This window comes from Luteibacter sp. 621, assembly GCF_050435445.1.
GTDB lineage: Bacteria > Pseudomonadota > Gammaproteobacteria > Xanthomonadales > Rhodanobacteraceae > Luteibacter.
In genome coordinates this window covers 1-26,235 of the sequence record NZ_JBNDKI010000020.1, presented here as the reverse complement: position 1 = coordinate 26,235, position 26,235 = coordinate 1, and the positions used below count along the sequence as shown (strand labels likewise).

Genomic DNA, 26,235 nt, shown 5'->3' with positions numbered 1-26,235 from the left:
CCCCGCAGATACGGCGAACCTGTAGGAGCGGGGGGGGGGGGGGGGGGGGGGGGTGGGGGCGCCCCCCCCCCCCCCCCCCGCCCCCCACCACATGGGGGGGGGGGGGGGCCGGCCCCCCCGGGGGATAGGCCGCGGGGCGGGCCCACCCCCCCCCCGGCTCGTGGCCCCCCCCCCGCGGGGGGGGGGGGGGGGGGGGCGCCCCCCCCCGCGCGCCCCCCCCCCCCCCCCCCCCCCCCCCCCCCCCCCGCTCCTGCAGTACCCGTGGCGGTTGATTATCCCTGCGGGCGCCCCATATACGCGGCCAGCCATACCAATGTCTGTATCAAAATGACATTGCCATGACTACAATATTCCGCGCGCTCCAGAGGGGTAACCACGAGGATCTCGAGCGCAGGATGCGTCTGCCATGGCTTAGCCCTTGGCGGGCGCCGATTCTGTGGTTTTTCCGTCGGAGGTTCCACCTTGAGCGCGTCGGCCTCGCTGCGTGTCGTCCCGGTTGCCAGCAAGGCAGATCTCGGTCAATTCATCAGGGTGCCTGCCACCCTGCTAGGCGATGATCCGAACTGGATCTCGCCCCTGCTTCTTGAACGCACCCTGCACCTCGGTGCAAAAACCAACCCCTGGTTCGAGCACGCGCACCAGCAGGGCTGGCTTGCGTATCGTGGCGACAAGATCGTCGGCCGCATCAGTGCGCAGGTCGATGACCTGTACCTGGAGCGCTACGGCGATGCCACCGGTTTCTTCGGCATGCTCGATGCCGAGGACAACCAGGAAACCTACGATGCGCTCATCGCAGCGGCCGAGCAGTGGCTGCGCGAAAAAGGCATCAAGCGCGTGCGCGGCCCGCTCAGCCTGTCGATCAACGACGAAGTCGGCCTGCTGGTCGATGGCTTCGATACGCCGCCCGTGTTCATGATGGGTCACGCCAAGCCGTATTACGGCGCACGCATTGAGCAGGCCGGTTACACCAAGGCCAAGGATATGCTGGCGTACATGATCGCCCCGGATTTCCCGGTGCCGAAGGTGATGAACCGCCTGCTGGCCAAGTTCATGCCGCGGATCAAGGTGCGCCCGCTCGATACCAAGCGCTATAACGAAGAGCTCACCGTGCTGCGCGATATCTTCAACGACGCCTGGTCGGATAACTGGGGCTTCGTGCCGTTCACCGAGGCTGAGTTCAAGGACCTGGGCACCAGCCTGAAGCTGCTCGTCGCCTCCGACCTTATCCAGATCGCCGAAGTCGATGGCGTGCCGGCGGCGTTCATCGTCGCGCTGCCCAACGTCAACGAGGTGATCAAGCGCTTCAACGGCAAGCTTGCCCCGTTCAACTGGGTGAAGCTGCTGTGGGGCCTGAAGAAGCGCTTTCCGAAGTCGTCGCGCGTGCCGCTCATGGGCGTGCGCCGCAGCTTCCACAACACGCCGCTGGGCCCAGGCCTCGCGTTCCTGGTGATCGATGCGGTTCGCCACCACCTGGTCGCGCGTGGCGTGAAGCAGGTGGAGCTGTCGTGGATCCTTGAGGACAACGATGGCATGCGCAACATCATCGAGCAGATCGGCGGCCACGATTACAAGCGTTACCGCGTGTACGAGAGGACCATCGCATGAGTCGGCAAGCATCGCGTACCTGGGTGGCGGTGCTTGCAGGCATCGTCGTGATCGGCGGCATCTGGTGGGTGGCCAAGGGCCCCGGCGGCGGCAAGTCGCAGGCCGACCAGGCCGTGCCGGTCGTGGCTGCCACCGTGCGCCAGGGTGGTTTCGTGGTGTACCGCTCGCAGCCGGGCACGGTCACGCCCTCCAACAGCGTGCTCGTGCGCAGCCAGGTCGATGGCGTGCTCAAGCGCGTGGACTTCACTGGCGGCCAGCTGGTGAAGCAGGGCGACCTGCTGGCGGAAGTGGATCCGCGCCCGTTGCAGGCCCAGGCCCAGCAGGCCGGCGGCGACCTGGCGCGCAGCCAGGCCCAGCTGGCCAACGCGCAGGAAGTGCTGAAGCACTACAACGCGCTGCTCGCCCAGGATTCGATCTCGCGCCAGCGCGTGGCCGACCAGGAGGCGCTGGTGCGCCAGTACCAGGCCGAAGTGAAGGCCGGGCAGGGCCGTGCCGATACCGCCCAGCTGCAGCTTTCCAGCGGCCGCATCACCTCGCCCATTGCGGGCATGGTGAGCCTGCGCCGCGTGGATCCGGGCAACCTGGTGGGCCCGGGCGATGCCCGCGGCATCGCCGTGGTCACCCAGTCGCAGCCGAGCAAGGTGGTGTTCTCCGTGCCGGTGAACGTGGTGCCGAAGGTGCTCGAGCGTATGCACGCCGGTACCTGCATCCCGGTGCAGGCGGTGGGCGATGGTCCGGATGACGTCCTGGCGACCGGCCACCTGCTGGCAGCGAACAACCAGGTCGACCCGGCCACCGGCACGGTGAAGTTCGAAGCAGAGTTCGCTAATGCCGATAACTCGTTGCTTCCCAATCAGTTTGTAACCGCGAAATTGCCGGTGCAGGTGCTCGCCCAGGCGGTCCTCGTGCCTTCCGCGGCCATCCAGCAGGGTGCGCAGGGGCCGTTCGTCTATGTGGTGAAGGACGACAAGACCGCGGCCGTGGTGCCGGTGAAGGTCGGTGCCTCCGATGCCACGACCACGGTGGTGACCTCGGGCGTGAGCCCGGGGGCCCATGTGGTGGTCGAAGGGGCGGACCGCCTGCGTTCGGGTACCGCGGTGAGCGCCACGATGGCGCCGGAGCCGCCCGCCGCGGCCGTGGATTCCGCCGCGTGCCGTGATGGCGATGCGGGCGCCACGCCACAGGCACCGAACGCGCGCCCGTGAACCCGTCACGTCCCTTCATCCTGCGGCCCGTAGCCACCTCGCTGCTGGCGATCGCGATCCTGCTCGTCGGCCTGTTCGGCTACCGGTTCCTTTCACTGTCGGCGCTGCCCGAGGTCGATTTCCCGACCATCGAAGTGGTGACGGCGTACCCGGGCGCCGGCCCACAGGTGGTGGCATCGACCATCACCTCGCCGCTGGAGCGTCAGCTTGGCCAGATGCCTGGCCTGGCGCAGATGTCGTCGACCAGCGCGATCGGTACCTCCACGATCACGCTGCGTTTTGAACTGGCGCTGCCGCTGGATGTGGCCGAGCAGGAAGTGCAGGCCGCGATCAACGCGGCTTCACCCGGCCTGCCTGCCGACATCGCGCATCCGCCCATCTATCGCAAGGTGAACCCGGCAGATACGCCGGTGATGACGCTCGCGCTCACTTCGCCGACGCTGTCGCTGCGCACGCTGCGCGAGCTGGCTGATACGCGCCTGGTGCCGAAGCTGTCGCAGGTCACGGGCGTTGGCCTGGTGAGCCTGGATGGCGGCCAGCAGCCGGCGGTGGTGGTGCAGGCCGATCCGGTGCGGCTGCGCTCGCATGGCCTTACCCTGGATGACGTGCGCAACGCGATCCGCGATGCGAATTCGAACCAGGCCAAGGGTTCGCTGGACGGCGCGACGCGCTCCTCGGAGATCGCGATCAGCGAGCCGATTGATAGCCCGGAAGCCTTTGAGCGCCTGACTGTCGCCCACCGCGATGGTGCCGTCGTGCGCCTGGGCGATGTGGCCCATGTCGCCGAGGGTGCGGAAAATGCGCGCCTGGGCGCGTGGTCGAACGATAAGCCGGCAATCATTTTGCGCATCCGCCGCCAGCCCGGCGCGAACGTGGTCGAAGTGGTCGATCGCGTGCGCCAGCTGCTGCCGGCTCTGCAATCGACCCTGCCGGCCGCCGCCGATATCGACACGCTCTCCGACCGCACCGAATCGGTGCGCGCCGCCGTGCACGATGTGCAGGTGGAGCTGGTGTTCGCGGTGATCCTGGTCGTGCTGGTGATCTTCCTGTTCCTGGGTAGTGGCACCGCCACGATCATCCCGGGCGTGGTCGTGCCGCTCTCGCTGATCGGCACGTTCGCGGTGATGTACCTGGCCGGCTTCTCCATCAACAACCTCACGCTCATGGCGTTGATCGTCGCGACCGGCTTCATGGTCGACGATGCGATCGTGATGATCGAGAACATCGCCCGCTATATTGAAGCGGGCGAGCGCCCGCTGGCGGCGGCGCTGAAGGGCTCGCGCCAGATCGCCTTCACCGTGGTGTCGCTGACGGTCTCGCTGGTGGCCGTGCTGATCCCGCTGCTGTTCATGGGTGGCCTGGTGGGCCGGTTGTTCCGCGAGTTCGCGGTGACGCTGGCGGTGGCGATCCTGATCTCCGGCGTGGTCTCGCTCACGCTTACCCCGATGATGTGCGCGCGCATGCTGCGCAAGGTCCCTGAGCAGCGTCAGAGCGCGTTTTCGCGCCGCGGCAAGGCGTGGCTCGACCGCGTGCTCGCCTCGTATGCGCGTGGGCTGGAGTGGGTGCTTGCGCGGCAGACCCTTACCCTGGCCGGCGTCGGCCTGATGATGGTGCTGGCCGTTGTGCTTTACGTCGTCATCCCGCGCGGGCTGTTCCCGGCGCAGGATTCCGGCGATATCCAGGGCATCTCCGAAGCCCCGGCGTCGATCTCGTTCGCGGCGATGGGTGAGCGCCAGCAGGCCCTGGTCCGTGCCATCTCGGCCGATCCGGCCGTCGCCAGCGTGGCCTCGTCGATCGGCGTGGGCGAAGGCGGCACGACGCTCAACAGTGGCCAGTTGCTCATCCATCTGAAGCCGCTCGCGCACCGCGACCGCGTGCCGAAGGTGATGGCGCGCCTTGCCGATGCGGCCGCCAAGGTCGAGGGCATCCGCCTGTACATGCAACCGGTACCGGACCTCACCATCGATGACCGCGTGAGCCGTGGCCAGTACCAGTTCTCCGTTTCCAGTACCGACCCTGCGCAGCTGGGCCCGTGGGTGTCGCGCGCGGTGGAACCGTTGCGTGACTCGCGCAAGCTCGTGGATGTGGCGAGTGACCAGCAGGATCACGGCCTGGAGGCGTACATCAACGTCGACCACGATATGGCCAACCGCTACGGCGTGACCTCGGCGGCCGTCGGTGATGCGCTGTACAACGCCTTTGGCCAGCGCCAGGTCGGCACGCTGCTGACCTCGTCGAGTCCGCGCCGCGTGATCCTGGAGGCGAAGGCCACCGGTGGCGATGCTGCCGACGCGATGAATGGCATTTACCTGGCCGGGCAGGGCGCGGCGGCGAATGCCGATGCCGATCCGAACGATCCGGCGTCGTCGCTGATCCCGCTGGCGTCGTTCGCCACGGTGAGTGAGCGTGCCGCGCCGCTGCTGGTCACCCGCATCGATCAGCTGCCGGCGGCGAGCGTTTCGTTCAACCTGGCCCCGGGCGTCGCCCTGGGCACGGCCATGCACGAGATCGACAAGGTGCACGCCGGGCTGAACATGCCGGCCAGTGCACAGGTGAAGTGGGAAGGCTCCGCCGAGGCATTCCGCGTCTCGCGTGAAGGCCAGGCGTGGCTGATCCTGGCGACGCTAATCACGGTGTACATCGTGCTGGGCGTACTCTACGAGAGCTACATCCACCCGCTGACGATCCTTTCCACGCTGCCTTCGGCCGGTATCGGCGCGCTGCTGGCCTTGCTGATCGGCGGCTTCGAGCTGGATGTGATCTCGTTGATCGGCGTCATCCTGCTGATCGGCATCGTACAGAAGAACGCGATCATGCTGATCGACTTCGCGGTGGAAGCGCAGCGCAACGACAAGCTCAGCGCCCGCGACGCGATCGTCCAGGCCTGCATGTTGCGCTTCCGTCCGATCCTGATGACCACGCTCGCGGCCATGCTCGGCGCGTTGCCGCTGATGTTGGGCGGCGGCATGGGCGCGGAGCTGCGCCACCCGCTGGGCGTGGGCATCTTCTGGGGCCTGGCGGTGAGCCAGGTGCTGACCCTGTTCACGACGCCGGTGATCTACCTGGCGTTCGAGCGCGTGTTCCTGGCGCGCGGCCAGCGCGCCTGAGCCCGCCGGCATGAACATCTCACGGCCCTTCATCGACCGCCCGGTAGCGACCTCGCTGCTGTGCCTGGGCCTGGTGATCGCCGGTGCGCTGGCGTGGCGACTGCTGCCGATCGCCTCCATGCCGGAGGTGAACGTGCCGACCATCAAGGTCTCGGCCGAGCTGCCCGGCGCGAGCCCGGCGACCATGGTGAACGCCGTGGCCACGCCGCTCGAGCGCACGCTGGGTCGTGTCTCCGGTCTCACCGAAATGACCTCGGTCAGCGCGAACGGCACGACCGATATCCGCCTGGCGTTCGATCTGTCGCGCGATGTGGTCGGTGCCTCGCGCGATGTGCAGGCCGCCATCAATGCGGCGCGCGGCGAGCTGCCCCCCGAGATGCCGGCCAGCCCGAGTTACCGCGAGGTGAGCTCGGCGGATGCGCCGGTGCTGGTGCTGGGCCTGACCTCGAAGCACGCCACGCCCGGCCAGATGTACGCCGTGGCGTCCACGACGTTCAGCCAGGCGCTCTCGCAGGTGGATGGCGTGGGCGATGTGGAGCTGGTGGGCAGCTCCATCCCCGCACTGCGGATCGAACTGGACCCCCAGGCGATGAATGCGCATGGCGTCAGCTTCGATCAGGTGCGCCGCGCCGTGTCGGCCGCGCTGCCGAATGCGCCGCTGGGCGCTATCGAGTCGGGTGCGCGCTACCTGCAGGTGGCCGCGAACGCGCAGGTGGATTCGGCCGCAACGCTCAGTGCACTCACCGTGGCGCATGACGGCGGCGGCAGTGTGCGCCTGGGCGATATCGCCCGGGTCGTCGATTCCGTGCGTGAGCCGGCGAACGCTGCGTTGGCCAACGGCGAGCCCGCCGTGCTCGCGCTCGTCCGGCACAAGCCCGGCGCGAACATCATCGAAGTGATTGACGGCATCACCGACCGCCTGCCGGCCCTGCGCGCATCGCTGCCGGGCGACATGCAGGTCAGTGTGATCGTCGACCGCGCCACCACCGTGCGGGCCTCGCTGCATGCGGCCGAGCACACCCTCGCCCTGGCCGTGGTGCTGGTGGTGGTCGTGATGCTGCTGTTCCTGCGTGACCTGCGTACGGCCCTGATCGCCAGCGCCGTGGCGCCGATCTCGCTGGTCGGCGCCATGATAGTCATGTATTTCCTGGGCTATAGCCTCGATATCCTCTCGCTGATGGCGCTGACCATCGCGGTGGGCTTCACGGTGGATGATGCCGTGGTGGTGGTGGAGAACATCGCCCGCCATATCGAAGAAGGTATGCCCCCGCGCGAAGCGGCGTATGTCGGCGCCGGCGAGGTGGGTCTCACCGTGCTCTCGATGAGCGCGGTGCTGATCGCGGTGTTCATCCCGCTGCTGTTGATGGGCGGCTACGTCGGCCTGTTCGTCCGCGAGTTCTCGGTCACCATCGCGACCGTCATCGCCATCTCGCTGGTCGTGTCGCTCACCGTGGTGCCCATGCTGTGCGCCTGGTGGCTTAAGCCGGCCCGCGCGGATCGCGAGCATGGTGCCGTGTTCCGCTGGACGGAGCGTCAGTTCGTGGCGCTGCAGGGCGCCTACGACCGTAGCCTGACCTGGGCGCTGCGCCGGGCGCCGCTCACCATGCTCTCGCTGCTGGGCGTGCTGTGCCTTAGCGTCGTGCTGTTCATCGTGGTGCCCAAGGGCTTCTTCCCACGCCAGGATACCGGTGAGCTCACCGGCGATTTCGATACCGACGGCAGCGCGTCGTTCGCGGTGTCGAAGGACAAGCTGGGCGCGTTCCTCGCCACGGTGCGTGCCGATCCCGCCGTGGAAAGCGCCGCGGGTTATGCCGAAGGTGATTCGGGCTCGCTGTTCGTTACGCTGAAGCCCTTGTCGAAGCGCGATGCCAGCGCCGATGAAGTGGCGGCCCGGCTCAACGCACAGCTCACCAAGCTCCCGGGCGGCGTATTCACCGTCACGTCGGTGCAGAACATCCGCGTCGGCGGCCGGCGCAGCCGCGCCTCGGACGAATACACCCTCCAGGCGGATTCGCCGGAACTGCTGCGCCGCTGGGTGCCGCCGATCGTGGAAGGCATGATGCGCCTGCCCGAGCTGCGCAACGTGCATGGCGACAATGGCCGCAAGGGCGTGGCCACCGCACTCAGCGTGGATCGCGATGCCGCGGCGCAGGCCGGTACGTCGTATGCCCGCATCGATGGCGTGCTGCGTGATGCCTTCGCCGACCGGCGCGTGGCCACGATGTTCTCGCCCTCGGGCGAATACCCCGTGCTCATGCGCGTGGCCCCCGCGCAGTCGCAATCGCCCGATGCTTTCGCGCCGATCCAGGTGCCGGTCACGGGCGGCCCCGGCGTGCCTCTGCTTGGCCTGGCCCAGGTGCACCAATACCAGGTGCCGCTCTCGATCTCGCATTACGGCCAGTCGGTGTCCACCACGATTTCGTTCGACCGCGTACCCGGTGTCTCGCTCTCCAAGGCGACCCAGGCGATCCAGAAGGTGATGGATCGCCTCGCCGTGCCGACCTCCGTGCGCAGCAGCTTCCAGGGCTCGGCCGGCGCCGCGCGCCAGGTCTCCGATAGCGAGCCCGCCCTGATCCTGGGCGCGGTGCTTACGCTGTTCATCGTGCTGGGCATCCTTTACGAGAGCGTCGTGCACCCGCTGACGATCCTCTCCACGCTGCCTTCAGCGGCGGTGGGCGCGGTGTTCGCGCTGATGGCGCTGCATACCGACCTGGACGTGATCGCGCTGGTCGGCATCTTCTCGCTGGTCGGCATTGTGATGAAGAACGCCATCATGATGGTCGATGTGGCGATCGTTTCCGGGCGTACGATGGGCATGACCCCGTCGGAGGCTATCCAGCATGCGTGCCGCCTGCGTTTCCGCCCGATTCTCATGACCTCGCTCGCGGTCATGGTGGCGGCCGTGCCGCTGGCGATCTCGCGCGGCAATGGCGCCGAGATGCATCGCCCGCTGGGCATTGCGATCGGTGGCGGCCTGGTGGTGAGCCAGTTGCTGACCCTCTATACGACCCCCGTGGTTTACCTTTATCTCGACCGTTTCAGCAGGTGGGCTGGCAGATGGATGCAAAGATTCGGCGGCCAGGACCGCGACGCGGCATGGCCGGCGCAGCACGAGGAGCCGCTCCCGTGAGCGCCCGTGGCTTGCGCGTACTGATGGCGGTCGCGACCGTCACCCTGGTGGCCGGCTGCACCGTCGGCCCCGATTACGTGCGCCCAGCGGCGCCGACCTCGGCGGCGTTCAAGGAAGCCAAACCGCAGGCGGCGCAGAGCGCTCCGGCGGCACCGATTGCCGGCAAGTGGTGGGAGATCTACGGCGACCCGGTGCTCAACGACCTCGTCTCGCGCGTGGCCGTGGATAACCAGTCACTGGCCGCCTCCGCCGCACGCATGCGCGAAGCGCAGCTGCTGGTGCAGGAAGCGCACGGCGCGGCGTACCCGCAGGTGAGCGTGGGTACGATCAAATCCGGCCGTCGCAACGAAAATGATTTCGGCCTGGGCGTGAGCTGGGAGCTGGACCTGTGGGGCCGCATCCGCCGCGATGTCGAGGCGCATCGCGCTTCCGCCGAAGCGAGCGCGGATGATCTCGCCGCGGCGACGCTGTCGATGCAGGCGCAGCTGGTGCAAGCGTATTTCGCGCTGCGCCAGAGTGATGCCGCGATCGACCTGTTGCAGCGCTCGACGGACGTAGCCACCCAGTGGCACCGGATGGTTGGCAACCAGTACACGCAGGGCCAGGCCTCCAGCGCCGATGTCTCCGATGCGCTGGTGAAGCTCAGTGGTACGCAGCTACAACTGGCCGATACGCGCAGTGCCCGCGCGCAATACGAACACGCGATTGCCGTCATGCTGGGTAAGCCGCCGGCGGAGTTTTCGCTCGCAGCGGCACCTTTTGATACGCAGGTGCCGGTGATCCCGCCGGGTGTGCCGGCGATCCTGCTCGAGCGTCGTCCCGACGTGGCCGCCAGCGAACGCCGCATGGCGGCCGCGAATGCGCGCATCGGCGTGGCGAAGGCGGAAGAGCTTCCTTCGATCAGTCTTGCAGCCGGCATCGGCGTGCGCCGCGGCCCGACCGGCACGGCGGACGTGAAGGGACCGCTGTTTACCGGTGGCCGCCTGGATGCGCAGGTGAAGTCGGCGGGCGAGGGCTATACCGAGGCGGTGGCGAACTATCGCCAGACGGTGTTGGATGCCTATCGCGAGGTGGAAGATAACCTGGTTGCGACGAATGAGCTGGCGAACGTTGCCGAGCTGCATGCGAAGGCGGCGGCTGCGGCAACCGAGTCGGATCGGGTGACGCAGAACCAGTACAAGGAAGGCGTGGCGGATTACCCGGCGGTGGTGCAGGCGACGAATGGTGCGCTTGAGGCGGGCCGCGGCGAGTTGCAGTTGCGTCTGCGCCGGCTGGATACGAGTGTGAACCTGATCGTGGCGTTGGGTGGTGGGTGGCAGGCTGAGCCCGCCCAGGCCGATGCGCAGGCTCAGGCACCGTCGCCGGCTCAATAAAAGGTTCATTCGCCGTCGCGAATGCATGTAACCAGCGGCTTGCGCCGCCTTAGGCTGCTAGGCCGTCGCAGTCGGCGGCGGGCAGGCCCTTGGGTCCGCCAGTCGCGGACCTTCGGACCGGGCCGTAGGTGCCCCTCTCGCGAAAAGCGAGGGGCCAGGCGGCCCTCCGCTCATGTCGGCCCCAAGGGCCTGCCCGCCACCGAGTCCACACGTTTCATTGCGTGCGGTATAAGCGTGCTCTCGAAGCCTCGGTCCCCCTGTTGGCAAGCCTGACAACCATAACTAGGACTCTAATAAAGGTCGCGTGCATAGGCGTGGGCTAGCGACGGGATTCGGTGTTCGCCAATAAAGCTAGTGCACCCTCAGCCGCCTTGGCCTCGTCTTTGTGCGAAGGCCCCTCAATCCGCTCCGTTATATTTTCGAGCGTGAACTGGTGAGAACCGTTTCGTCGCTGTACTGTCCACCGCCACCCATTCTGCTCAAGATGCCGGAGCACCTTGTTGATGGCAATCATGTCCAGGCAGTGCCGCGGAATCAGCTTTCTGAGTTCCAGTGCGGGATCGGAAATATTGACGACGTCTCGGTAAAGATGAGCCTTAGTGTCGCAATGAGTGCATGCCGCATACTCAAAACGATGCCCTCCTTGCATGTCTGCCTCGATAATGAAATCCGGATGATTACATCCGCCCATTATCCGCTCATTGATTAGTAGCTCGGTCATCGTGGCCACTGTATCGCCCCGAACGTTCGCCATAGCGATTCATCTCCCCGAAAAATTGTCGGAAGGCATCAAGAATGGGCCACGGAATGATAAGGTTTGAGGTCGCTTGTGCGTCTGGCAAGCCAAAAGATGGCCGAGGAATTGCCGATTTTTCATCTACTTGATGTCACTGCTGTCTTCGCGAGTTCTTCAAGATTTCTCGTTGCTCGCCGATCGTCTTGTTGTCGGTTGACGTAGGCGGCATGGAGAAGTCCGCGGCATAAACAAGGATGCCGGCACCATAGCTTGCGAGGATGACGAGGAGAGGAGCTCCTTATGACGGGTAGAAAGAGGTATCCGCCTAATAAGAGGTGATGCGTCTACGGAACGCTGCGTATAGTGCGCGCCCATTGCATATCGTCGCGTTGCCTCTCGCCCGTGTGGCAGAGGTCAGCACGTCGAGACGAATCAACGGAGTGCGTACACCACGGTCGAGACGCGGAGGATGATCTGCGACGATTTGTCTAATATGTCTGCGACTTGGTGATGGTGAGTTCGTCGAGAGGAACGCGTCGCCCCAACCGGGGTGGTCGCTGTAATCTTTGAGCAGACGTTGGTAGTTGCTCCGGCGTTAAGATATCTGGGCGCTGCCTACACCGGTCGAAATTGGAAGGGAGAGGTCGTGAGCGAGCAACCGACGTTCGAACACTTTTTAGAGAGTGACTTTCGGTGGCCGCGCCGAGGCGACCAGGCCTTTGCAACATCCCCCACTCGCGGGAGTAACGCTGAGATAGCGTTACCTGTCTCGAGCCGGGCGGTGATGATGATCACGGGCTATAAGCGGGCCGCCGATCTCATGGTGGCCCAAGCGACGAGGGATCGATACGATCGCGACGCATTGGTCTATCCGATAATTTTCAACTATCGACAGTTTATTGAGCTATCTCTGAAGTACTTGATCGCCACCTATGGTCCTCAAGTGAACATAGCGGCGAATTGGACTTCTCATCGTCTCGATGAACTATGGAAGATCTTTTCGGGGCTACTGAATGCTTACCCAAGTGGCGACCCTGAAGGCACCGATCCTGCCGTGAAAGCGATTATCGCGGAATTCGCAAAGGTCGACCCCAATTCGTTTTCCTACCGCTACCCGGTGGATATCAAAGGGAATCCGATCCCAATAGCCTTCGGCGAACTCGACGTCACGGCCCTCTCCGATGCCATGAGCGCGTTGAGCAGCTACTTTAGCGGTTGCGACGGTTATTTTGATTCACTAAGCGCTAATGAGGTTTAGGAAGTGTTGGGTCGAGCCCTGGTTTCCGTCAGGGCTCTCGATAGCAATTCTCGGCAAGTTGAGCAGCGGGCGGGTCGAGGCCGAGGTAGACGTTGCACAACCAAATAGCCGCGTATCTCGAGCGCATACGGATCATATGACTTTCGATATGCCTGAGTGATCTGAGGAGCCTGTTGACGTGAAAATCGAGGCGATTCGCATTAAGAATTTTCGGGCCCTTCAGGATGTGACGATCTCCTTTGATTCGGTCACTACGTTCATTGGGCCTAACGGCGCTGGAAAATCGACGGTGCTTCGTGCGCTGGACTGGTTCTTCAATGGACGCGCAGGCTTGTTGAGTGAGCGCGATTGCTACCTCGGTGCGTTCCAGGACGACATCGAAGTCCAGGTTAGTTTTGGCGCTCTTACCGAGAAGGATCGGGAAGCTCTTGGGAAATACGCCCCACCGGGAGTCGCAACGTTTACCGCGTGGAAGCGCCGAGACGTCAACGGGGCCGAAACGCTATCTGCGAACGCCAAAAGCTATCCACCGTTCAACTTGGTTCGAAGTATCAATGCCGCAGGGGACAGGAAGGCTGCCTACGCCGCCTTGTGTGTTGCCGAACCCGGCTTGGGCTTGCCGAAATGGAGTAACGTCGACGCAATTAATCAGGCGATGACGAGCTGGGAGGCCCAGCATCCGGATCAGCTTATTGACGCGCCAGAGTCTCTACAAACCAACTTTTTCGGCTTTAACAGTAGCGGAAAAATGAGTGGACTGTTTGACTTCGTGTTGGTTACGGCCGACCTTCGTGCGAGCGAAGAATCAGTGGACGGGCGCGCCAGCATCATAGGTCGAATACTCGAGCGTTCGATAGATCGCACAGCCGCCGACGCGGAGATTGCGCAAATCGTGGAAGAGTCCCGCGTTCGACAGCAGCAAGTGTATCAGGCCAAATTCAAAGAGCAGCTCGATCTGATGACGGCGCAGCTGAATGAGGTTGTAGCTTCGTATTCGCCAGGTCGTTCGGTGGCAGTTTCGCCTGCGGAAATCGAAATCAAGGCGCCGCGAACTACCTTCAATGTGGCCATCTTGGACAGCGGCACCGAAACCCCTGTCGACCGACAGGGGCACGGATTTCAACGAACACTTCTCATCTCCGCACTGCAGTTGCTGGCTCAATCCGGAGCTGCCTCTGCTGACGGGGTCATCTGCTTGGCCATTGAAGAGCCGGAGCTTTTTCAGCATCCAATCCAAGCTCAGACTTTCGCCAAAGTTCTTCGCTCGTTAGCGGAGAATCCCGCGAAGCGTATTCAGGTCACGTATGCGACGCACAGTCCGTTCTTCTTGGAAGCGCGTCATTTCGACCAGGTGCGGCGACTGACCCGCACGGTGGGCGCGAATCCTGTGGTAACGGTACACGCCGCAACCGCTGCTGACGTCAAGGCGAAACTTCTGAATGTATTGAGTGCCGAGACTGTTGATCGGCAACTGGACAGCAGCGTGACGAATCAGCTTGCAATAGCAATGTTTTCGCACAGGGCTTTCATCGTGGAAGGTACCACAGAGGCCGCCATCTTCCATGGTATAGGTGACAAAGCTTCGCTGGGTGCATTGGAGGCTGCCGGCTTGTGTATCGTTGCGGCAGGAGGCAAGACATCCATTCCGTTAGCGCACGCAATCCTCTCATCGTTTGGCATTCCCGTTTATGCGCTTTTTGATGCCGATGTAGGATTTGATGCAAGGGCTAGGGCAAATGGCAAATCGGTTGAGAAGATAGCGGATGAGCGAAGAACGCATACTGCGGCCAATCGAAGTGTCTTGAAATACTTCGGCCGGCCGGAAGAGGATTTTCCGGCTGAAGTTGTTGCCGATACGATCGCAATTTTCGATGATCATCTCGAAGCCTTCTTGAGTGCGAGGTGGCCTGAGTGGATGAACGCGTGCGACGAACTGGAAGCAGCTACGGGAGTGCGGCTGTCGAAGAATGAGCATGCCTATCGGGCGGCCACGCTGCAGGCCGCGGGCTTAGTACCGGAGTTGTTGCGTAGCGTGCTGAACAAGGCCAGTGGAGCGTAGGTTGCACCAGAGCGTTCGACGGCGGCCGAGCTATTCATGTAGCGCGGCCGTGTCGGCCTATCTGGTGAGTAATCACGTAAAGACCCGCCCCCCCCGGAGTCGAACAAGAAGCTTCTCGCCTGCCGCGTTAAGGCTATCCGCGGTGTGGGGTGCGCGGGTGGGCAGGCCCTTGGGGCCGACATGAGCGGAGGGCCGCCCGACGCCACGCTTGTCGAGATATGGGCGCCTACGGCCCGGTCCGAAGGTCCGCGACTGGCGGCCCCAAGGGCCTGCCCACCCGCAGCTTCCTCAACCGATCACGAGCGAGGCGGCGCAAGCCGCTGGCCTCACGCATTCGCGAAGCGAATGAACCGCTTCAAAGCGGATAACGCGCCACCAGCGTCTCAAGACGCGACCGCGTTTCCTTCGCCAACGGTGCAGGCGTGTTGTAGCTGCGGCGCCCCGACAGCGACTCCGCCACCATCTCATCGTGCCGCGACCCCATCAGCCCGTTAATGGCCGCCAGGAACCGCGACATGCAATACGCATGCTCATTCGGCGCCAGCGAACGCAGCGTGTCGTAATACGACACCTGCATGCTCACGATCTTCCGCACCGCATGGAACTGATCGCCCGCGAAGATCGTGCGGTTCACCGCCTTCTTCAGCCGGCTCATCTCCGCCTTCTGGAACGCGATCACACCCGCCTCGGTATCCAGGCGCGTCTCCACCATCCCGCGGCGCACGAAATTCCACACCGGCTTCGACAGCAGCACGCGCAGCTTCCAGCCCTGGCGCACGATCGTGCCGCGCTTGCCGCCGCGGAAACCATCCTGCATGTGGCCGAGCACGCGCGTGGTCAGGTCGAACAGGTAGCTCGAGCGATGGTTGCGGCTGTACAGGCGCTGGGCAAAGCGCAAGTGCTTGTAGCGTGCACGGCTGTGCTTGTACTGCAGGCGCTCGTCGGCACTCAGGCCTTCATTGCGCATCAGCTTCTCGACCAGATGCACCAGCTCTTCGCGCGATACGCCATCGTCCCAGAACTGCAGGCACAGCGCATAGCAACGGCGGATCGCATCCTCGGGCACGGCCAGCACGATTGGATCGGGCAGGCAGGTGTGTGCATCGATGATGTCATCGACATCCACGGCATCGAAGAGACGGCCCAGCGTCTCCGGGGAAAATTTAGGCCACTCGGTCATCATGGTGTTCATTAACGTGCTTCCTCCGGTGCATGGAAGGAGAGCGTGTGTCGCTGACGATACGCCGCCACGGTGGGGATTAGCGAGAACAATGCCTCCAGGCACGTCCCGATGAAATACGCGATCGCCGCGCCCATGAGCCCCATGAGGTGGCTCAGGCCGACCAGCAGGCCCGCGTAGGTAAGGGCCGCCAGGGCCTGCGCGACCAGGGCGGCGCGCTGGCGGCTGGCGATATAGAGCAGGGATTCGAGCGGGAAGCCGGCCATGGAGACCACCAGGGCCGCCGACATCACCTGCAGCAGGCTGTACGCCTCAAGGTACTTGGCGCCGAATACCGAGCCGATCAGCGGCTTGCCAACCAGGATGACCAGCAGGGCCACGAGCACGCCCAGGCCGCCGGCCAGCGCCGCGGAGCGGATGCCCAGCTTCCACGGGCGCGTGCTGGCAGGATCCAGGCGCATGATTTCCGGGTAGAAGCTCTTCTGCATCAGCGAGGCGGGCGTACCGGCGGCATCGAAGAAGGTGAGCGCGACCTTGAACACACCGGCCGCGGCCGGGCCGAGCACGATACCGACCAGCACGTTGCTGCCGGCGTTGCGCGCCGACCAGATCGAGTGGGCGAAGTTGGTGGTCCAGACGAAATCCCACGCACCCTTGATACGGCGGGCAGGGGCGAGCAGGCCCGGGCGCAGCGCATGCTCGATGTTCTGCCGGCGCAGTTCGCGCACCGCGAACACCCACAGGCACATGTCGCCGACCAGGCTGGAGATGTACCAGGTGGCGATGAAACCGGGGAAGCCGAGGTGGAGTAGGTAAGCGAGGACGCTGCCCACGGCGCGCAGGAACGGGGTCACCGCCTGCTGCACGGCGATCAGGTCGAAGCGATCGATGGAGCGCAGGATGCCGGTAGGCGTTGCCGCGGTCATGGTCGGGATGAGCGTGCAATACGCCAGGGCCCACCAGAAATCCTCCGGCTTCAGGCCCACCGCGTGGCCCAGCAGCGGCAGCAAGGCCATGCCGCCGACCACCGCCACCGCGCCGCTGGCGAGATCCAGGCCAAACGACAGGCCGGTGACATCGCGGAAACGCGCCAGGTCCTTGCGCTCGAGCGCCGGCGTGCCGAACTGCACCACGAACTGCCAGGTCTGGAACTTGGCGAAATCGCTGACGCTCTTGGCGTACGCCTGGACCACGACCAGTGTGCCGAACAGCGCCGGCGACATGGCGCGGCCGGCGCAGGCGAGCGCGAGCAGGCCCAGCAGGGCGCTCACGACATTGCTTGAGCCGAGGTAAGACGCGTTCCGCAGGATGGTGCGGAACGAGCCATCGGAGAACCAGTGTTTCATGCCGCCGCTACCTGATCACCCGCCATGCGCAGGCTGCCTCGCGCCGGGCCAGCTCGCAAACGCGGCGCAGATCGCATCGATCTGTTCGGGCGTGTGCGCGGCGCTGACGCTGCAGCGGAGCAGGGAGCTTTCGCCAGGGGTGGCCGGGGGCACCATGACGTTCACGTACACACCGTGCTTGAGCAGGTGGTCCCAGAAGCGCAGCGCTTCGACCTTCTCGCCGACCAGCACCGCCACGACCGCGTTGGCCGGTGCACCGAGCTGGAAGCCCAGGGCGCTCAGGCCCGAGTGCAGGCGCTCGGCGTTCTCACGCAGGCGCTCGCGCAGGTCGGTGGCAGCCTCGAGCACCTTGAGTGCCTGGCGCGTCGCGGCGATGGTGGCCGGGGCGAGCGAGGCGGTGAACACGTACGGGCGGCTGGCGTAGCGCAGCACGTCCATGTCTTCGGAATCGCCCACGCAGAAGCCGCCGGTGTTGCCCAGGCTCTTGCTGAAGGTGCCGACCACGTAATCGACATCGGCGAGCACGCCGGCTTCTTCGACCAGGCCCTGGCCGCGTTCGCCGAGCACGCCCATGGAATGGGCTTCGTCGACCAGCAGTGCGGCGCCGAATTCTTTCTTGACGTTGACGAACTCCTGCAGCGGCGCACGATCGCCGAGCATGCTGTACACGCCTTCGATCACGATCAGCGCCTTCGACGCATCGGCGCCCAGGCGGCGCAGGCGCTTGGCCAGGTCGGCCGGATCGTTGTGGCGGAAACGGATGACGTTTGCGCCGCTCAGCTTGCAGCCGTCGTAGATGCTGGCGTGGCTATCCGCATCGATCAGCACGTTATCGCCCGGGCCGGCCAGCGCCGAGATCATGCCCAGGTTGGCCTGGTAACCGGTAGAGAACACGATGCCGTCGCGCTTGCCGTAGAAGCGCGCCAGTTCCACTTCGAGCTCGCGGTGCGAGGCGTAGCTGCCGTTGGCCATGCGCGAGCCGGTGGTGCCGGTGCCGGCCGTTTCCAGCGCGGTGCGCGCCGCGGCGATGCACGCCTCGTTGAAGGTCATGCCGAGGTAGTTGTTGGTGCCGGCCAGGATCGTCGGCCGGCCCTGGATCACGCCCTCGGTGGGCGTGATGATCTGGTCGATCTCCACGCCAAACGGATCGATGCCGAGCGTGGCCAGTTCTTCGCGAACCGCACGAACGGCCTGCAGCCGCGCGTTGAGGCTCATGCGCTGTCGCCCACGGTCTTCTGGATGAGCACGGCCAGGTCGCCCACGGTGCGCACATCGGCCAGCGAGTTGATCGGCACGGAGATGTCGAACTCGTCTTCCACGGCCAGCATGAGGTCCATGACGCGCAGCGAATCCAGCTCCAGGTCACCGGTGAGTTCCGTGGCGGCGCTGATCACGGGCACGCGGCCCTGGCCGAACGGGGTGACGATCTGGATGAGGCGGGTGGTGATGTCAGGAAGGTTCACGACGGTATTCCGGAAATAGCGGGGGCAGCCACGCCGAGTGTTTCGGCAAGGCCACGTTCAAACCCTAGCGCAGGCTGCCAGCCCGTGGCTTGTGTAAAGGCATGGCCATTGCCGACCCAATCGGGGTGGGTGATTTCACGCACCTTGCCCGGGGAAAGCATGGGCGCGTAGCCAAAGGCGCGCGCGGCCATGAGATTGATGCCGGCGACGGTGCGCAGCACCGGTACGGGGATATGCAGGCGCCGGATCGGCGCATTGCCGCGCAGTACGCGCGAGGCCGTGCCGAGCACGGTATCCCAGTCGTAGCCACGCTCGTGGCCGTCATCGAGTTCGTACGTACAGCCGGAGGCGGACTCGGTGTTCAGCCAGGCCACCACGGCGGACGCGAGGTCGGCCACGTGGATCAGCGAGAAGCGCCCGCTACCGTCACCGGGGATCGCTGCCAGCCCACGGGCCATGCCCTGGAACAGCGGCAGCATTTCCTTATCGCCCGGGCCGTACACGGCGGGCGGGCGGATGATGGCCCAGTTCAGGCGGCCCGCATTCGCCTCCAGTGCGATCTCGCCCAGGCGCTTGCTGTTCGCGTAATCGGAGAGTTCCGGTTCGCGCGCGGCAAGCGAGGACACCAGCAGGAAACGGTGGCAGGTCGGCGAGGCGGTGGCCGCCTGCACGATATCCAGCACACCGGTCTCGTTGACCTGGTTGAATGCTTCGGGGCTGGCTCCGCGCACGCTGCCGGCGCAATGCACCACGGCATCGGCGCCTTCGACCAGCGCGGCAAGCGCATCACGGTCGCCCAGGTCACCCGCCACCCATTTCAGGCCATCGGCGCACTGTACGTTACGGCCGCGGCGGGGGCGGTACAGCGCCCGCACGCGATAGCCCGCGGCCATGAGTTGCGCACGCAGCGCGGTGCCGATGAACCCCGTGGCGCCCGTCAGTGCAACGACCGGGCCGCCTTCCCCCGTGGCCTCGTTATTCACGAGGCGACAGCTTCGGGAACGAGCTCCTGTGCGCGGCGTTCCAGGTACCCACGGCGCGTCGCCGAACGCGACAGCTTCCCGGAGGAGGTGCGCGGGAGCGTGTGCCGCGGCACCAGTTCGATCAGGCAGGTGATGCCGAGTTCTTCGATGAGCTCGCGGCGGATGCGGTGCACCAGCGCTTCGCGGGCTTCCGGATCCACGGTGTTGCACTGGACGACCACGACAGCCACATCGGCGCCGCTCGGGCCCGGCACGCTGAATGCGGAGGCATCCTGCGAGCGCAGTTCCGGCTGGCGTTCCACGATGTGCTCGATGTCCTGCGGCCAGATGTTGCGGCCGTTGACGATGATCATGTCCTTATGGCGGCCGGTCACGACGACCTCGCCGTCCACGACGTAGCCGATATCGCCGGTATCGAGCCAGCCATCCTCGGCCAGCACGCTGGCGGTCTTTTCCGGCTGGCGGAAATAACCCGACATGACGCTCGGGCCACGCACCATGATGCGGCCAACGTGCAGATCGGCGAGGTGCTCGCCTGCATCGTTCCAGATTTCGAGTTCGTGGCCGGGCAGCGGGCCGCCGCAGCGCACGAAACCGGTACCCGTACCTTCAACGGCGGGCACGGCAAGCAGGTTTTCCGACAGCTCGTCGGCATCGATCCACTCGACGACGATGCCCTTGCCGACCGGCGAGAAGCTCACCGCCAGCGAGGCTTCGGCCATGCCGTACGACGGCACCAGCGCGTTCGCGTTGAAACCGGCCGGTGCAAGCATCTCGGCGAAACGCGCCGGCACTTCCGGATGGATCGGCTCGGCGCCGATACCGGCGACGCGCCAATGCGAGAGGTCGTACGAGGCGATATCGCCCGGGCGCACGCGGCGCGCGCACATGTCGTAACCGAACGGCGGGCTGTACGCGATCGTTGCCTTCGACTGGGTCATCAGCTCCAGCCAGCGGCGCGGACGCATCGCGAATTCGCGCGTATCCAGGTAATCGATCGAGCGCTGCGCGGCCATCACGGTGAGCAGGCAACCGACCAGGCCCATGTCGTGATAGAACGGCAGCCACGAGACGAAGCGATCGTCATCGCGCAGGCCCAGGCCTGGGCCAGCCGAACCCTGCAGGTTTGCCATCAGCGCGTGGCCGGGGATCATGGCCGCCTTCGGCGTGCCGGTGCTGCCCGAGGTGAACTGCAGGTAGGCGATTTCGTTCGCGGTGAGCGGTTTCAGTGCGGCGTCGTCGCGGGCCAGCGCATCGAACGCGGCGGGCGCGCCCCACATGGCCAGCTCCAGGCCCTGTACGGCTTCGCCGAGCAGGCCCAGGAAACCGTCGGAAGCCACGGCGATCGAGGCGTCAGCCGCCTGGAGCATGCCGTTGAGCTTGTGCACGAACGCGTCGTGGCCGCCCAGGTTCACCGAGGAAGGCAACGCCACCGGCACCAGGCCGGCGTACTGGCAGGCGAAGAAGAAGCGCAGGAAGTCGGCGTTGGTTTCCGCGACGATCGCAAGACGCGATCCACGCGGAAGGGCCAGCGTCGCCAAACGGTGCGCAAGTTCCGTCGCCTGCTTGCGCAAGGTTCGGTAGGGGAGCGCGGTGACCAGTTTGCCGCCCGCGTAGAAATTTGCCCCGGTAACGCCCGCAGCCGCATAGTCCAGCGCCTCTGCCAGGGTGGCAAAGTCGCCGTGACGCAGCGGTACCGTATTCACGGTAGGGGTTGCGACCCCGGGTTCAATTGAAAGATTTCCGTCTGCACTCATGGTTTTATTGAACTCACCAGCGAGTTGCGCACTCCGGGGAACAGCCCACGGCCCGTGCCAACAGGTAACTGTACCGGATGGTACCATATTTCAGGCTTGTTAAGAAAATCCTCAGAGCGGGTGACAGAATGCTCCGGTTTTCGTTTACATGCCACGTGCCTTTTAGCAGGGACTTCACATTTCCCTGCCGGAATCGCTTACGGCCGTCGCCTGAAGGCGGCTTTGGCCGTTCGGAGCCTTAACTTCGTCGGACCCGTTCCCGGTTCCAGTTAGCCAGGTTCTTGATCGGCGCCCGAACATACGGGCTGGCCTGGATCAGGCGAAAGATAATGCCGTTGAAGAAGGTGCCCAGGCGGTCCATGGGTCGGTCGATATCGATGAACAGCACGGCACGGAGCTCATCGGTGTCGTTGTGCACCTCGTGCTCGTACGTGTCGTCGAACAGCACGACCTTGCCTTCTTCCCAGTGCAGGATCTGGTCATCGACCCGGATCCAGACGTTTTTCGAGTCTGCCGGTACCTTGAGACCCAGGTGCGCACGGATGACGGCGCGGGTGGGGCCATGGTGCGCGGCGATGCGGTAGCGCGGCTGCAGGATGGAAAACATGGCGCTGCGCATGCCGGGCAGGGTATCCAGCACGGCGGCGGTACGCGGGCACAGGGCGCAGTTCTCGTCCGAGCGGTTGCCGTAAACGTAAAAGCCGAACGTCTTCCAGTTATCGCCCTTGGAGATGCGCTTCTGGTCCGGGGAGAGCTGGTGGAACGCCGGGATATCTTCCGGGTGCTCGAGCAGGTGATCGAGCTCGGCGCGAATCTCTGGCCAGGCGGCTTCCAATTGTGGCACCCACGCGAACTCACTGTTCGCGATAACAGGCGTCGACGGAACCAGCGAATGCTTCGCCTGGAAGCGGCCGCTCCAGCGCAGGAAACGCTTGCCGCCCTTGATCAGTACGCGTCGCCACAAGGGCGCCTGCGCGGCTTTGGATGCAATGGTATTCACGTTTGCGATTCACCTGCGGTGGCGCTGCCTCGGATAGCGCTCATGGCGCGAGCCAACACATCGGTGTACGGCGCACGAGAATCAAGGTCTACGATGGTCGAATCGTTGTACTGAAGCTTCGACATGATCGCGATCTTGTCATTGAGCTCGGCGACGCTGTGGTCCGGCTTGCGCGCATAGGCCGTGGCCAGGTCGATATCAAGCCGGATAATCAGCGTGGGCTTGTACTGGGCCATGCGCTCGTAGAGGCGCTGCTCGCGGACGGCCAGCTTGCGCACCAGCCAGTTCTTGCTGCGGTTCACGCCCAGGCCCGGGCCGTCATAGCGGAAGCCGGTTACTTCGGCCTGCGGATAACGATCGCTGATCACCAGCACGCCACTGTTGGCCAGGCGCCACACGCGCTTCAGGTGCCGCGCACGCCACAGCGAGAAGCCGTACATGATGAGCGAGCCAAGCACGCCTGGCAGCTTGTTCTTCGTGTCCTGCGCCTTATCGGCCTTGGCAGCGAGGCGGCGTTCAAGGCGCGGGCCGATGATCGGCAGCTCCTTGATCCTGGCGCCTTGCTCACCGGAAATGAGACCGAGGTAACGGCGCTCGACCGGGCCAAAAGCACGCAAGTGCTTCACCAGGTCGTGGGTGATGGTGGATTTGCCGGTGCCATCGCAACCCACGACGGCCACGAGGCCGCTGAGCAAGGGCGTCTTCACCTTGGCGGTGGGCATCGTCGGTGTCGTGGGCTCGATATCAGCAGCCATGCGGGCGGCCTGCGCGCTCATGCGCCGGTTACCTGCAGCGCCGCGGTGACGGCACGCATGGAGGATTCAAGCACATGGTCGGCGGCGTCGCGGCCATCCAGGTCGAGAATGGCGGCACCGTTGAAATGCAGGTGCGGAATGGCGGCGATCTTCTCGCGCAACGACGAGATCTTGTGGTCCGGCTTGCGCGCGTGTGCCGTCTCGACATCCACGTTAAGGCGGATCACGAGCAGGGGCACATGCGTGGCCATCCACTCATACAGGCGGTGTTCGCGCTGGCGGAGCATGCGCACCCACCAGTTGCCGCCCTCGGTCTTGGCCAGCTGCGGTCCATCAATGCTGAAGCCCGGCTTCTCGGCCTGCGGGAAACGGTCGGTGACGACCAGCGTGCCGCGGCGGGCCATGGCCAGCAGGCGGCGGAACTTGTACGCACGCCAGCGCGAAAGCAGGTAGATGGCCAGCGCCGTCACGTTACCCGGCGGCTTGCCCGGCTGGTCGTGCACCTTGTCCGATTTGCGTACCAGGTAGGCCTTGAAGCGCTTGCCGATTACGGGCAGCGTGCCGATCCAGTCGCCGATCTTTCCCGAGGATTGGCCCAGATAAAGCTGTTCCACAGGCGCGAGCGTACGCAGCCGCGCCACAAGGGAGGCGGCCAGTGTCGATTTGCCGGAACCGTCGGAGCCGGTCAAGGCAATAACCGGTAACGGCTTCATTGACATAGTGTTATCAGAAAGGGGGAGCACACCAGGGGCCCGGTAGCGCAATATAATTACGATGTTATGACGCTATATATTGTCGCGTCCACTAGAATATAACCCCCCCTTCACATGAAATTGTCGATAAACACCGTGTCACAAAATGGCAATAATCTCGCACCCCTCATTGCGATCATTGGCACGGACGGGTCTGGCAAGTCGACGGTGGCCGAACACATGGTCGGCTGGATCGGCCGTTTTGGGCCCGCGGGGCAGGCCCACCTGGGCAAGCAGGCCGGCAATATCGGTCGCGCACTCGCCGAATTGCCGCTCATTGGCGGCTACCTGGGGCGTTTGATCCGGAAGAAATCCGATGGCGTGAACAAGCGGATCGACGAGCACAAGCAGCCGACGCTGTTCCCCTCGCTGGTCATCGCCGCCTTCACCTTGCGCCGCATCCGCCGCTTCAAGCGCATGCTGGCCATGCGCCGGAAAGGCCTGATCGTGGTGACCGATCGTTTCCCGCAGGTGGAGATTCCGGGTGCGTACGATGGCCCGGGGTTCCCTGAAACCGCAAAGGGATCGTGGCTTGTACTGCGCCTGGCGAAGTTCGAGCACGACAGCTTCCAGTGGATGGCCAGCTACAAGCCGGACCTGGTGCTCCGCCTCAACGTAGCGCTCGAAACGGCGTGCGCACGCAAGCCCGATCACCGGCCCGAGGCACTGGCCCGCAAGATCGCGGTGACGCCGCTGCTGAAGTACAGCGGCGCGCCCATCGTGGATATCGATGCCAACCAGCCGCTCGCCACGGTCATCGGCAACGCCGAAGCGGCCGTGAGCCAGGTCATGCACGCCCGCGGTTACACCGAAGCCGCCTGACCTCCGGGAGCGCGCTTGCGCGCGATCCCGGGCCGCCTCACGATGTGGGCTCCGAAGACCACCGGCAGCGACCCCATGAGGCACCGCCAGGCGCTTGTTCTTCTCGTCTGCAGCGTCGCGTTGCTACCAGGCGCGTTCGCTGCGACGAATCCGCCCACGTCGTTACCCGCGACGCAGTCCATCGCGACACTGCCCGACATGACGTTATCAACGGCGCATCGCTTCGAGCGCGTCGGCTTTGATCTGCGCGTGCCGTGGGAGCTCGCCTTCCTGCCCGATGGCGCCTTGATCTTCACCGAACGCGACGGCCACGTGCGCCTGCTCGGGCAAGGGCGCGGCGCGGAGCCCGCGCTGCGTAATGCGGTGGCCCTGGGAAACAAGATGGGCATGCTCGGCCTCGTGCTGGACCCGGATTTTTCCCGCAATCATTTCGTGTACGTGGCCTACGACTACGTCATTGGCGATGCAGATGCGAACGAGGGGGTGCGCCGGTTCAAGCTGCGCGTGGCGCGCTACCGACTCGATAGGGATGCATTGGTTGAGCCGCATACGCTGATCGAGGGCATTCCCGCGGCGACCAACCACACCGGTTGCCGGCTGGTGTTCGGGCCCGATGGCAGGCTGTACATCACCACCGGCGATGCGGATGAGCCAGCGAAAGCCCAGCAACTGGGCGAGCTCAATGGCAAGATCCTCCGGCTTGAGCGGGATGGCTCGGTGCCGGCGGACAACCCGTTCGTGCATACGCCGGGCGCCAGGCCCGAGGTGTGGAGTTACGGCCACCGTAACCCGCAGGGGCTTGCGTTCGATCCGCGCACGGGCACCTTGTTCGAAAGCGAGCATGGCCCGAATGGCGGTGACGAGATCAATATCATCGAGCGCGGCGCCAACTACGGATGGCCGGTGATTGATCATGCGGCGACCCAGCAGGGCATGCGTTCGCCGTTGCTGGAGTTTTCGCCGTCGATCGCACCGGGCAAGGTGATGCTCTACCAGGGCAGCGCCTTTCCCGAATTGAAGGGCAAGCTGATCGTCGCGCTGCTGCGTGGCGAAGGGTTGCTCGTGCTCGATCGCGACGGCAACCGCCTGTCGAATCCGCGGCGCCTGTTCTTCCGTGGGTTCGGGCGTATTCGCGCGGTGACGGCGAGCCCGGAGGGCTACCTGTACTTCAGCACGTCGCAGTACGACCCGGCGGAAGGACAGCCGCGCCCGGACGATGACCTGATCGTGCGCCTGGTGCCGGCGAGCGCACCGAAGGCTTACCCCGCCATCGAACCTCGCCACGTCGAGGCCGCGACACAACCGCTATCGCCCACGCAACGCGCGATCGCCACGCACTGCGCCGCCTGCCATGGTCCGGACCTGCGCGGTGGCTCGGCGCCCAACCTGGTTGAGCGGAAGTTCGCCTACGTGACCGATCGAGCGTCGCTGAAGGCGCTGATGGTCAACGGGCTGCGCGACAAGGGCATGCCGCCCAACCCGGCGATCACGCCGGAAGAGCAAGCGTTGATCGCCACCTACCTGCAAGACGAGCGCGCAAACCAATAAATCAATAAATGTAGGAGCGGGGGGGGGGGGGGGGGGGGGGGGGGGGGGGCGCCCCGACCCCCCCCCCCCGCCCCCCCCCGCGGGGGGGGGTTTTGGAGGGGGGGGGGCGGGAGTGGGGGCCGGGGGGCTTGGGTTGAGAGACGGAGGGGGCCCCGG

At 65.0% G+C, this 26,235-nt stretch carries 19 protein-coding genes; 9 read left to right on the top strand and 10 right to left on the bottom strand.

Annotated features, from left to right (window positions below; all coding sequences use genetic code 11):
• Positions 1 to 462: 462 nt before the first annotated feature.
• Genes ABIE56_RS18180 through ABIE56_RS18160 form a run of 5 tightly spaced genes read left to right on the top strand, consistent with a single transcriptional unit; the run spans position 463 to position 10,420 of the window.
• Entirely contained in the window at positions 463 to 1,605 is a 1,143-nt protein-coding gene (locus tag ABIE56_RS18180) for a hypothetical protein (RefSeq protein WP_429245209.1), read from the top strand.
• Positions 1,602 to 2,810: an efflux RND transporter periplasmic adaptor subunit gene (locus ABIE56_RS18175; protein WP_429245208.1), complete on the top strand. Its 1,209-nt coding sequence runs from the start codon at positions 1,602 to 1,604 to the stop codon at positions 2,808 to 2,810. Before ABIE56_RS18180 ends, ABIE56_RS18175 begins: the two co-directional genes overlap by 4 nt.
• Positions 2,807 to 5,917: an efflux RND transporter permease subunit gene (locus ABIE56_RS18170; protein ID WP_429245207.1), complete on the top strand. Its 3,111-nt coding sequence runs from the start codon at positions 2,807 to 2,809 to the stop codon at positions 5,915 to 5,917. The genes ABIE56_RS18175 and ABIE56_RS18170 overlap by 4 nt, the downstream gene beginning before the upstream one ends.
• A gap of 10 nt (positions 5,918 to 5,927) precedes the next feature.
• Positions 5,928 to 9,047 carry an efflux RND transporter permease subunit gene (locus ABIE56_RS18165; RefSeq protein ID WP_429245206.1) on the top strand — a complete coding sequence of 1,040 codons (3,120 nt, stop codon included), beginning with the start codon at positions 5,928 to 5,930 and terminating at the stop codon, positions 9,045 to 9,047.
• Entirely contained in the window at positions 9,044 to 10,420 is a 1,377-nt protein-coding gene (locus tag ABIE56_RS18160) for an efflux transporter outer membrane subunit (RefSeq protein WP_429245205.1), read from the top strand. The genes ABIE56_RS18165 and ABIE56_RS18160 overlap by 4 nt, the downstream gene beginning before the upstream one ends.
• 319 nt (positions 10,421 to 10,739) lie before the next feature.
• On the opposite strand, the gene ABIE56_RS18155 is transcribed toward ABIE56_RS18160, so the two are convergent.
• Positions 10,740 to 11,141: a hypothetical protein gene (locus tag ABIE56_RS18155; protein ID WP_429245204.1), complete on the bottom strand. Its 402-nt coding sequence runs from the start codon at positions 11,139 to 11,141 to the stop codon at positions 10,740 to 10,742.
• 661 nt (positions 11,142 to 11,802) lie between these two features.
• Here ABIE56_RS18155 and ABIE56_RS18150 point away from each other — a divergent pair.
• Both ABIE56_RS18150 and ABIE56_RS18145 read left to right on the top strand, forming a co-directional pair.
• Complete coding sequence (locus ABIE56_RS18150; protein WP_429245203.1) at positions 11,803 to 12,414, top strand: hypothetical protein; 612 nt, start codon at positions 11,803 to 11,805, stop codon at positions 12,412 to 12,414.
• A gap of 178 nt (positions 12,415 to 12,592) precedes the next feature.
• Positions 12,593 to 14,473 (top strand): ATP-dependent nuclease, encoded by a 1,881-nt coding sequence (locus tag ABIE56_RS18145; RefSeq protein WP_429245202.1) that lies wholly within the window; start codon positions 12,593 to 12,595, stop codon positions 14,471 to 14,473.
• Between the two features lie 355 nt (positions 14,474 to 14,828).
• Here the strand turns inward: ABIE56_RS18145 and ABIE56_RS18140 are convergent, their stop codons facing one another.
• The 9 genes from ABIE56_RS18140 to ABIE56_RS18100 form a co-directional block, all read right to left on the bottom strand.
• Positions 14,829 to 15,665 carry a hypothetical protein gene (locus ABIE56_RS18140; protein ID WP_429245201.1) on the bottom strand — a complete coding sequence of 279 codons (837 nt, stop codon included), beginning with the start codon at positions 15,663 to 15,665 and terminating at the stop codon, positions 14,829 to 14,831.
• A complete protein-coding gene (locus tag ABIE56_RS18135; RefSeq protein WP_429245200.1) occupies positions 15,665 to 16,999 on the bottom strand; it encodes a lipopolysaccharide biosynthesis protein in 1,335 nt (444 codons plus the stop codon). Before ABIE56_RS18135 ends, ABIE56_RS18140 begins: the two co-directional genes overlap by 1 nt.
• A gap of 15 nt (positions 17,000 to 17,014) precedes the next feature.
• Positions 17,015 to 18,214 carry a serine palmitoyltransferase gene (gene spt, locus ABIE56_RS18130; protein ID WP_429245199.1) on the bottom strand — a complete coding sequence of 400 codons (1,200 nt, stop codon included), beginning with the start codon at positions 18,212 to 18,214 and terminating at the stop codon, positions 17,015 to 17,017.
• Positions 18,211 to 18,462, bottom strand: coding sequence for an acyl carrier protein (locus ABIE56_RS18125; RefSeq protein WP_429245198.1), 252 nt, complete (start codon positions 18,460 to 18,462; stop codon positions 18,211 to 18,213). The genes spt and ABIE56_RS18125 overlap by 4 nt, the downstream gene beginning before the upstream one ends.
• Positions 18,459 to 19,445, bottom strand: coding sequence for an NAD-dependent epimerase/dehydratase family protein (locus ABIE56_RS18120; protein WP_429245197.1), 987 nt, complete (start codon positions 19,443 to 19,445; stop codon positions 18,459 to 18,461). The genes ABIE56_RS18125 and ABIE56_RS18120 overlap by 4 nt, the downstream gene beginning before the upstream one ends.
• Positions 19,442 to 21,151 (bottom strand): fatty acyl-AMP ligase, encoded by a 1,710-nt coding sequence (locus tag ABIE56_RS18115; protein WP_429245196.1) that lies wholly within the window; start codon positions 21,149 to 21,151, stop codon positions 19,442 to 19,444. The genes ABIE56_RS18120 and ABIE56_RS18115 overlap by 4 nt, the downstream gene beginning before the upstream one ends.
• 289 nt (positions 21,152 to 21,440) lie before the next feature.
• Positions 21,441 to 22,202, bottom strand: coding sequence for an aspartyl/asparaginyl beta-hydroxylase domain-containing protein (locus tag ABIE56_RS18110; protein ID WP_429245195.1), 762 nt, complete (start codon positions 22,200 to 22,202; stop codon positions 21,441 to 21,443).
• Positions 22,199 to 22,978: a hypothetical protein gene (locus ABIE56_RS18105; protein ID WP_429245194.1), complete on the bottom strand. Its 780-nt coding sequence runs from the start codon at positions 22,976 to 22,978 to the stop codon at positions 22,199 to 22,201. Before ABIE56_RS18105 ends, ABIE56_RS18110 begins: the two co-directional genes overlap by 4 nt.
• The gene (locus tag ABIE56_RS18100; protein WP_429245193.1) at positions 22,975 to 23,646 is read right to left on the bottom strand and encodes a hypothetical protein; all 672 of its coding nucleotides are present in this window, start codon (positions 23,644 to 23,646) and stop codon (positions 22,975 to 22,977) included. Before ABIE56_RS18100 ends, ABIE56_RS18105 begins: the two co-directional genes overlap by 4 nt.
• A 138-nt stretch (positions 23,647 to 23,784) precedes the next feature.
• On the opposite strand from ABIE56_RS18100, the gene ABIE56_RS18095 reads away from it, so the two are divergent.
• Positions 23,785 to 24,531 (top strand): hypothetical protein, encoded by a 747-nt coding sequence (locus ABIE56_RS18095; protein WP_429245192.1) that lies wholly within the window; start codon positions 23,785 to 23,787, stop codon positions 24,529 to 24,531.
• 15 nt (positions 24,532 to 24,546) lie between these two features.
• Positions 24,547 to 26,079: a PQQ-dependent sugar dehydrogenase gene (locus tag ABIE56_RS18090; protein ID WP_429245191.1), complete on the top strand. Its 1,533-nt coding sequence runs from the start codon at positions 24,547 to 24,549 to the stop codon at positions 26,077 to 26,079.
• Positions 26,080 to 26,235 lie beyond the last annotated feature (156 nt).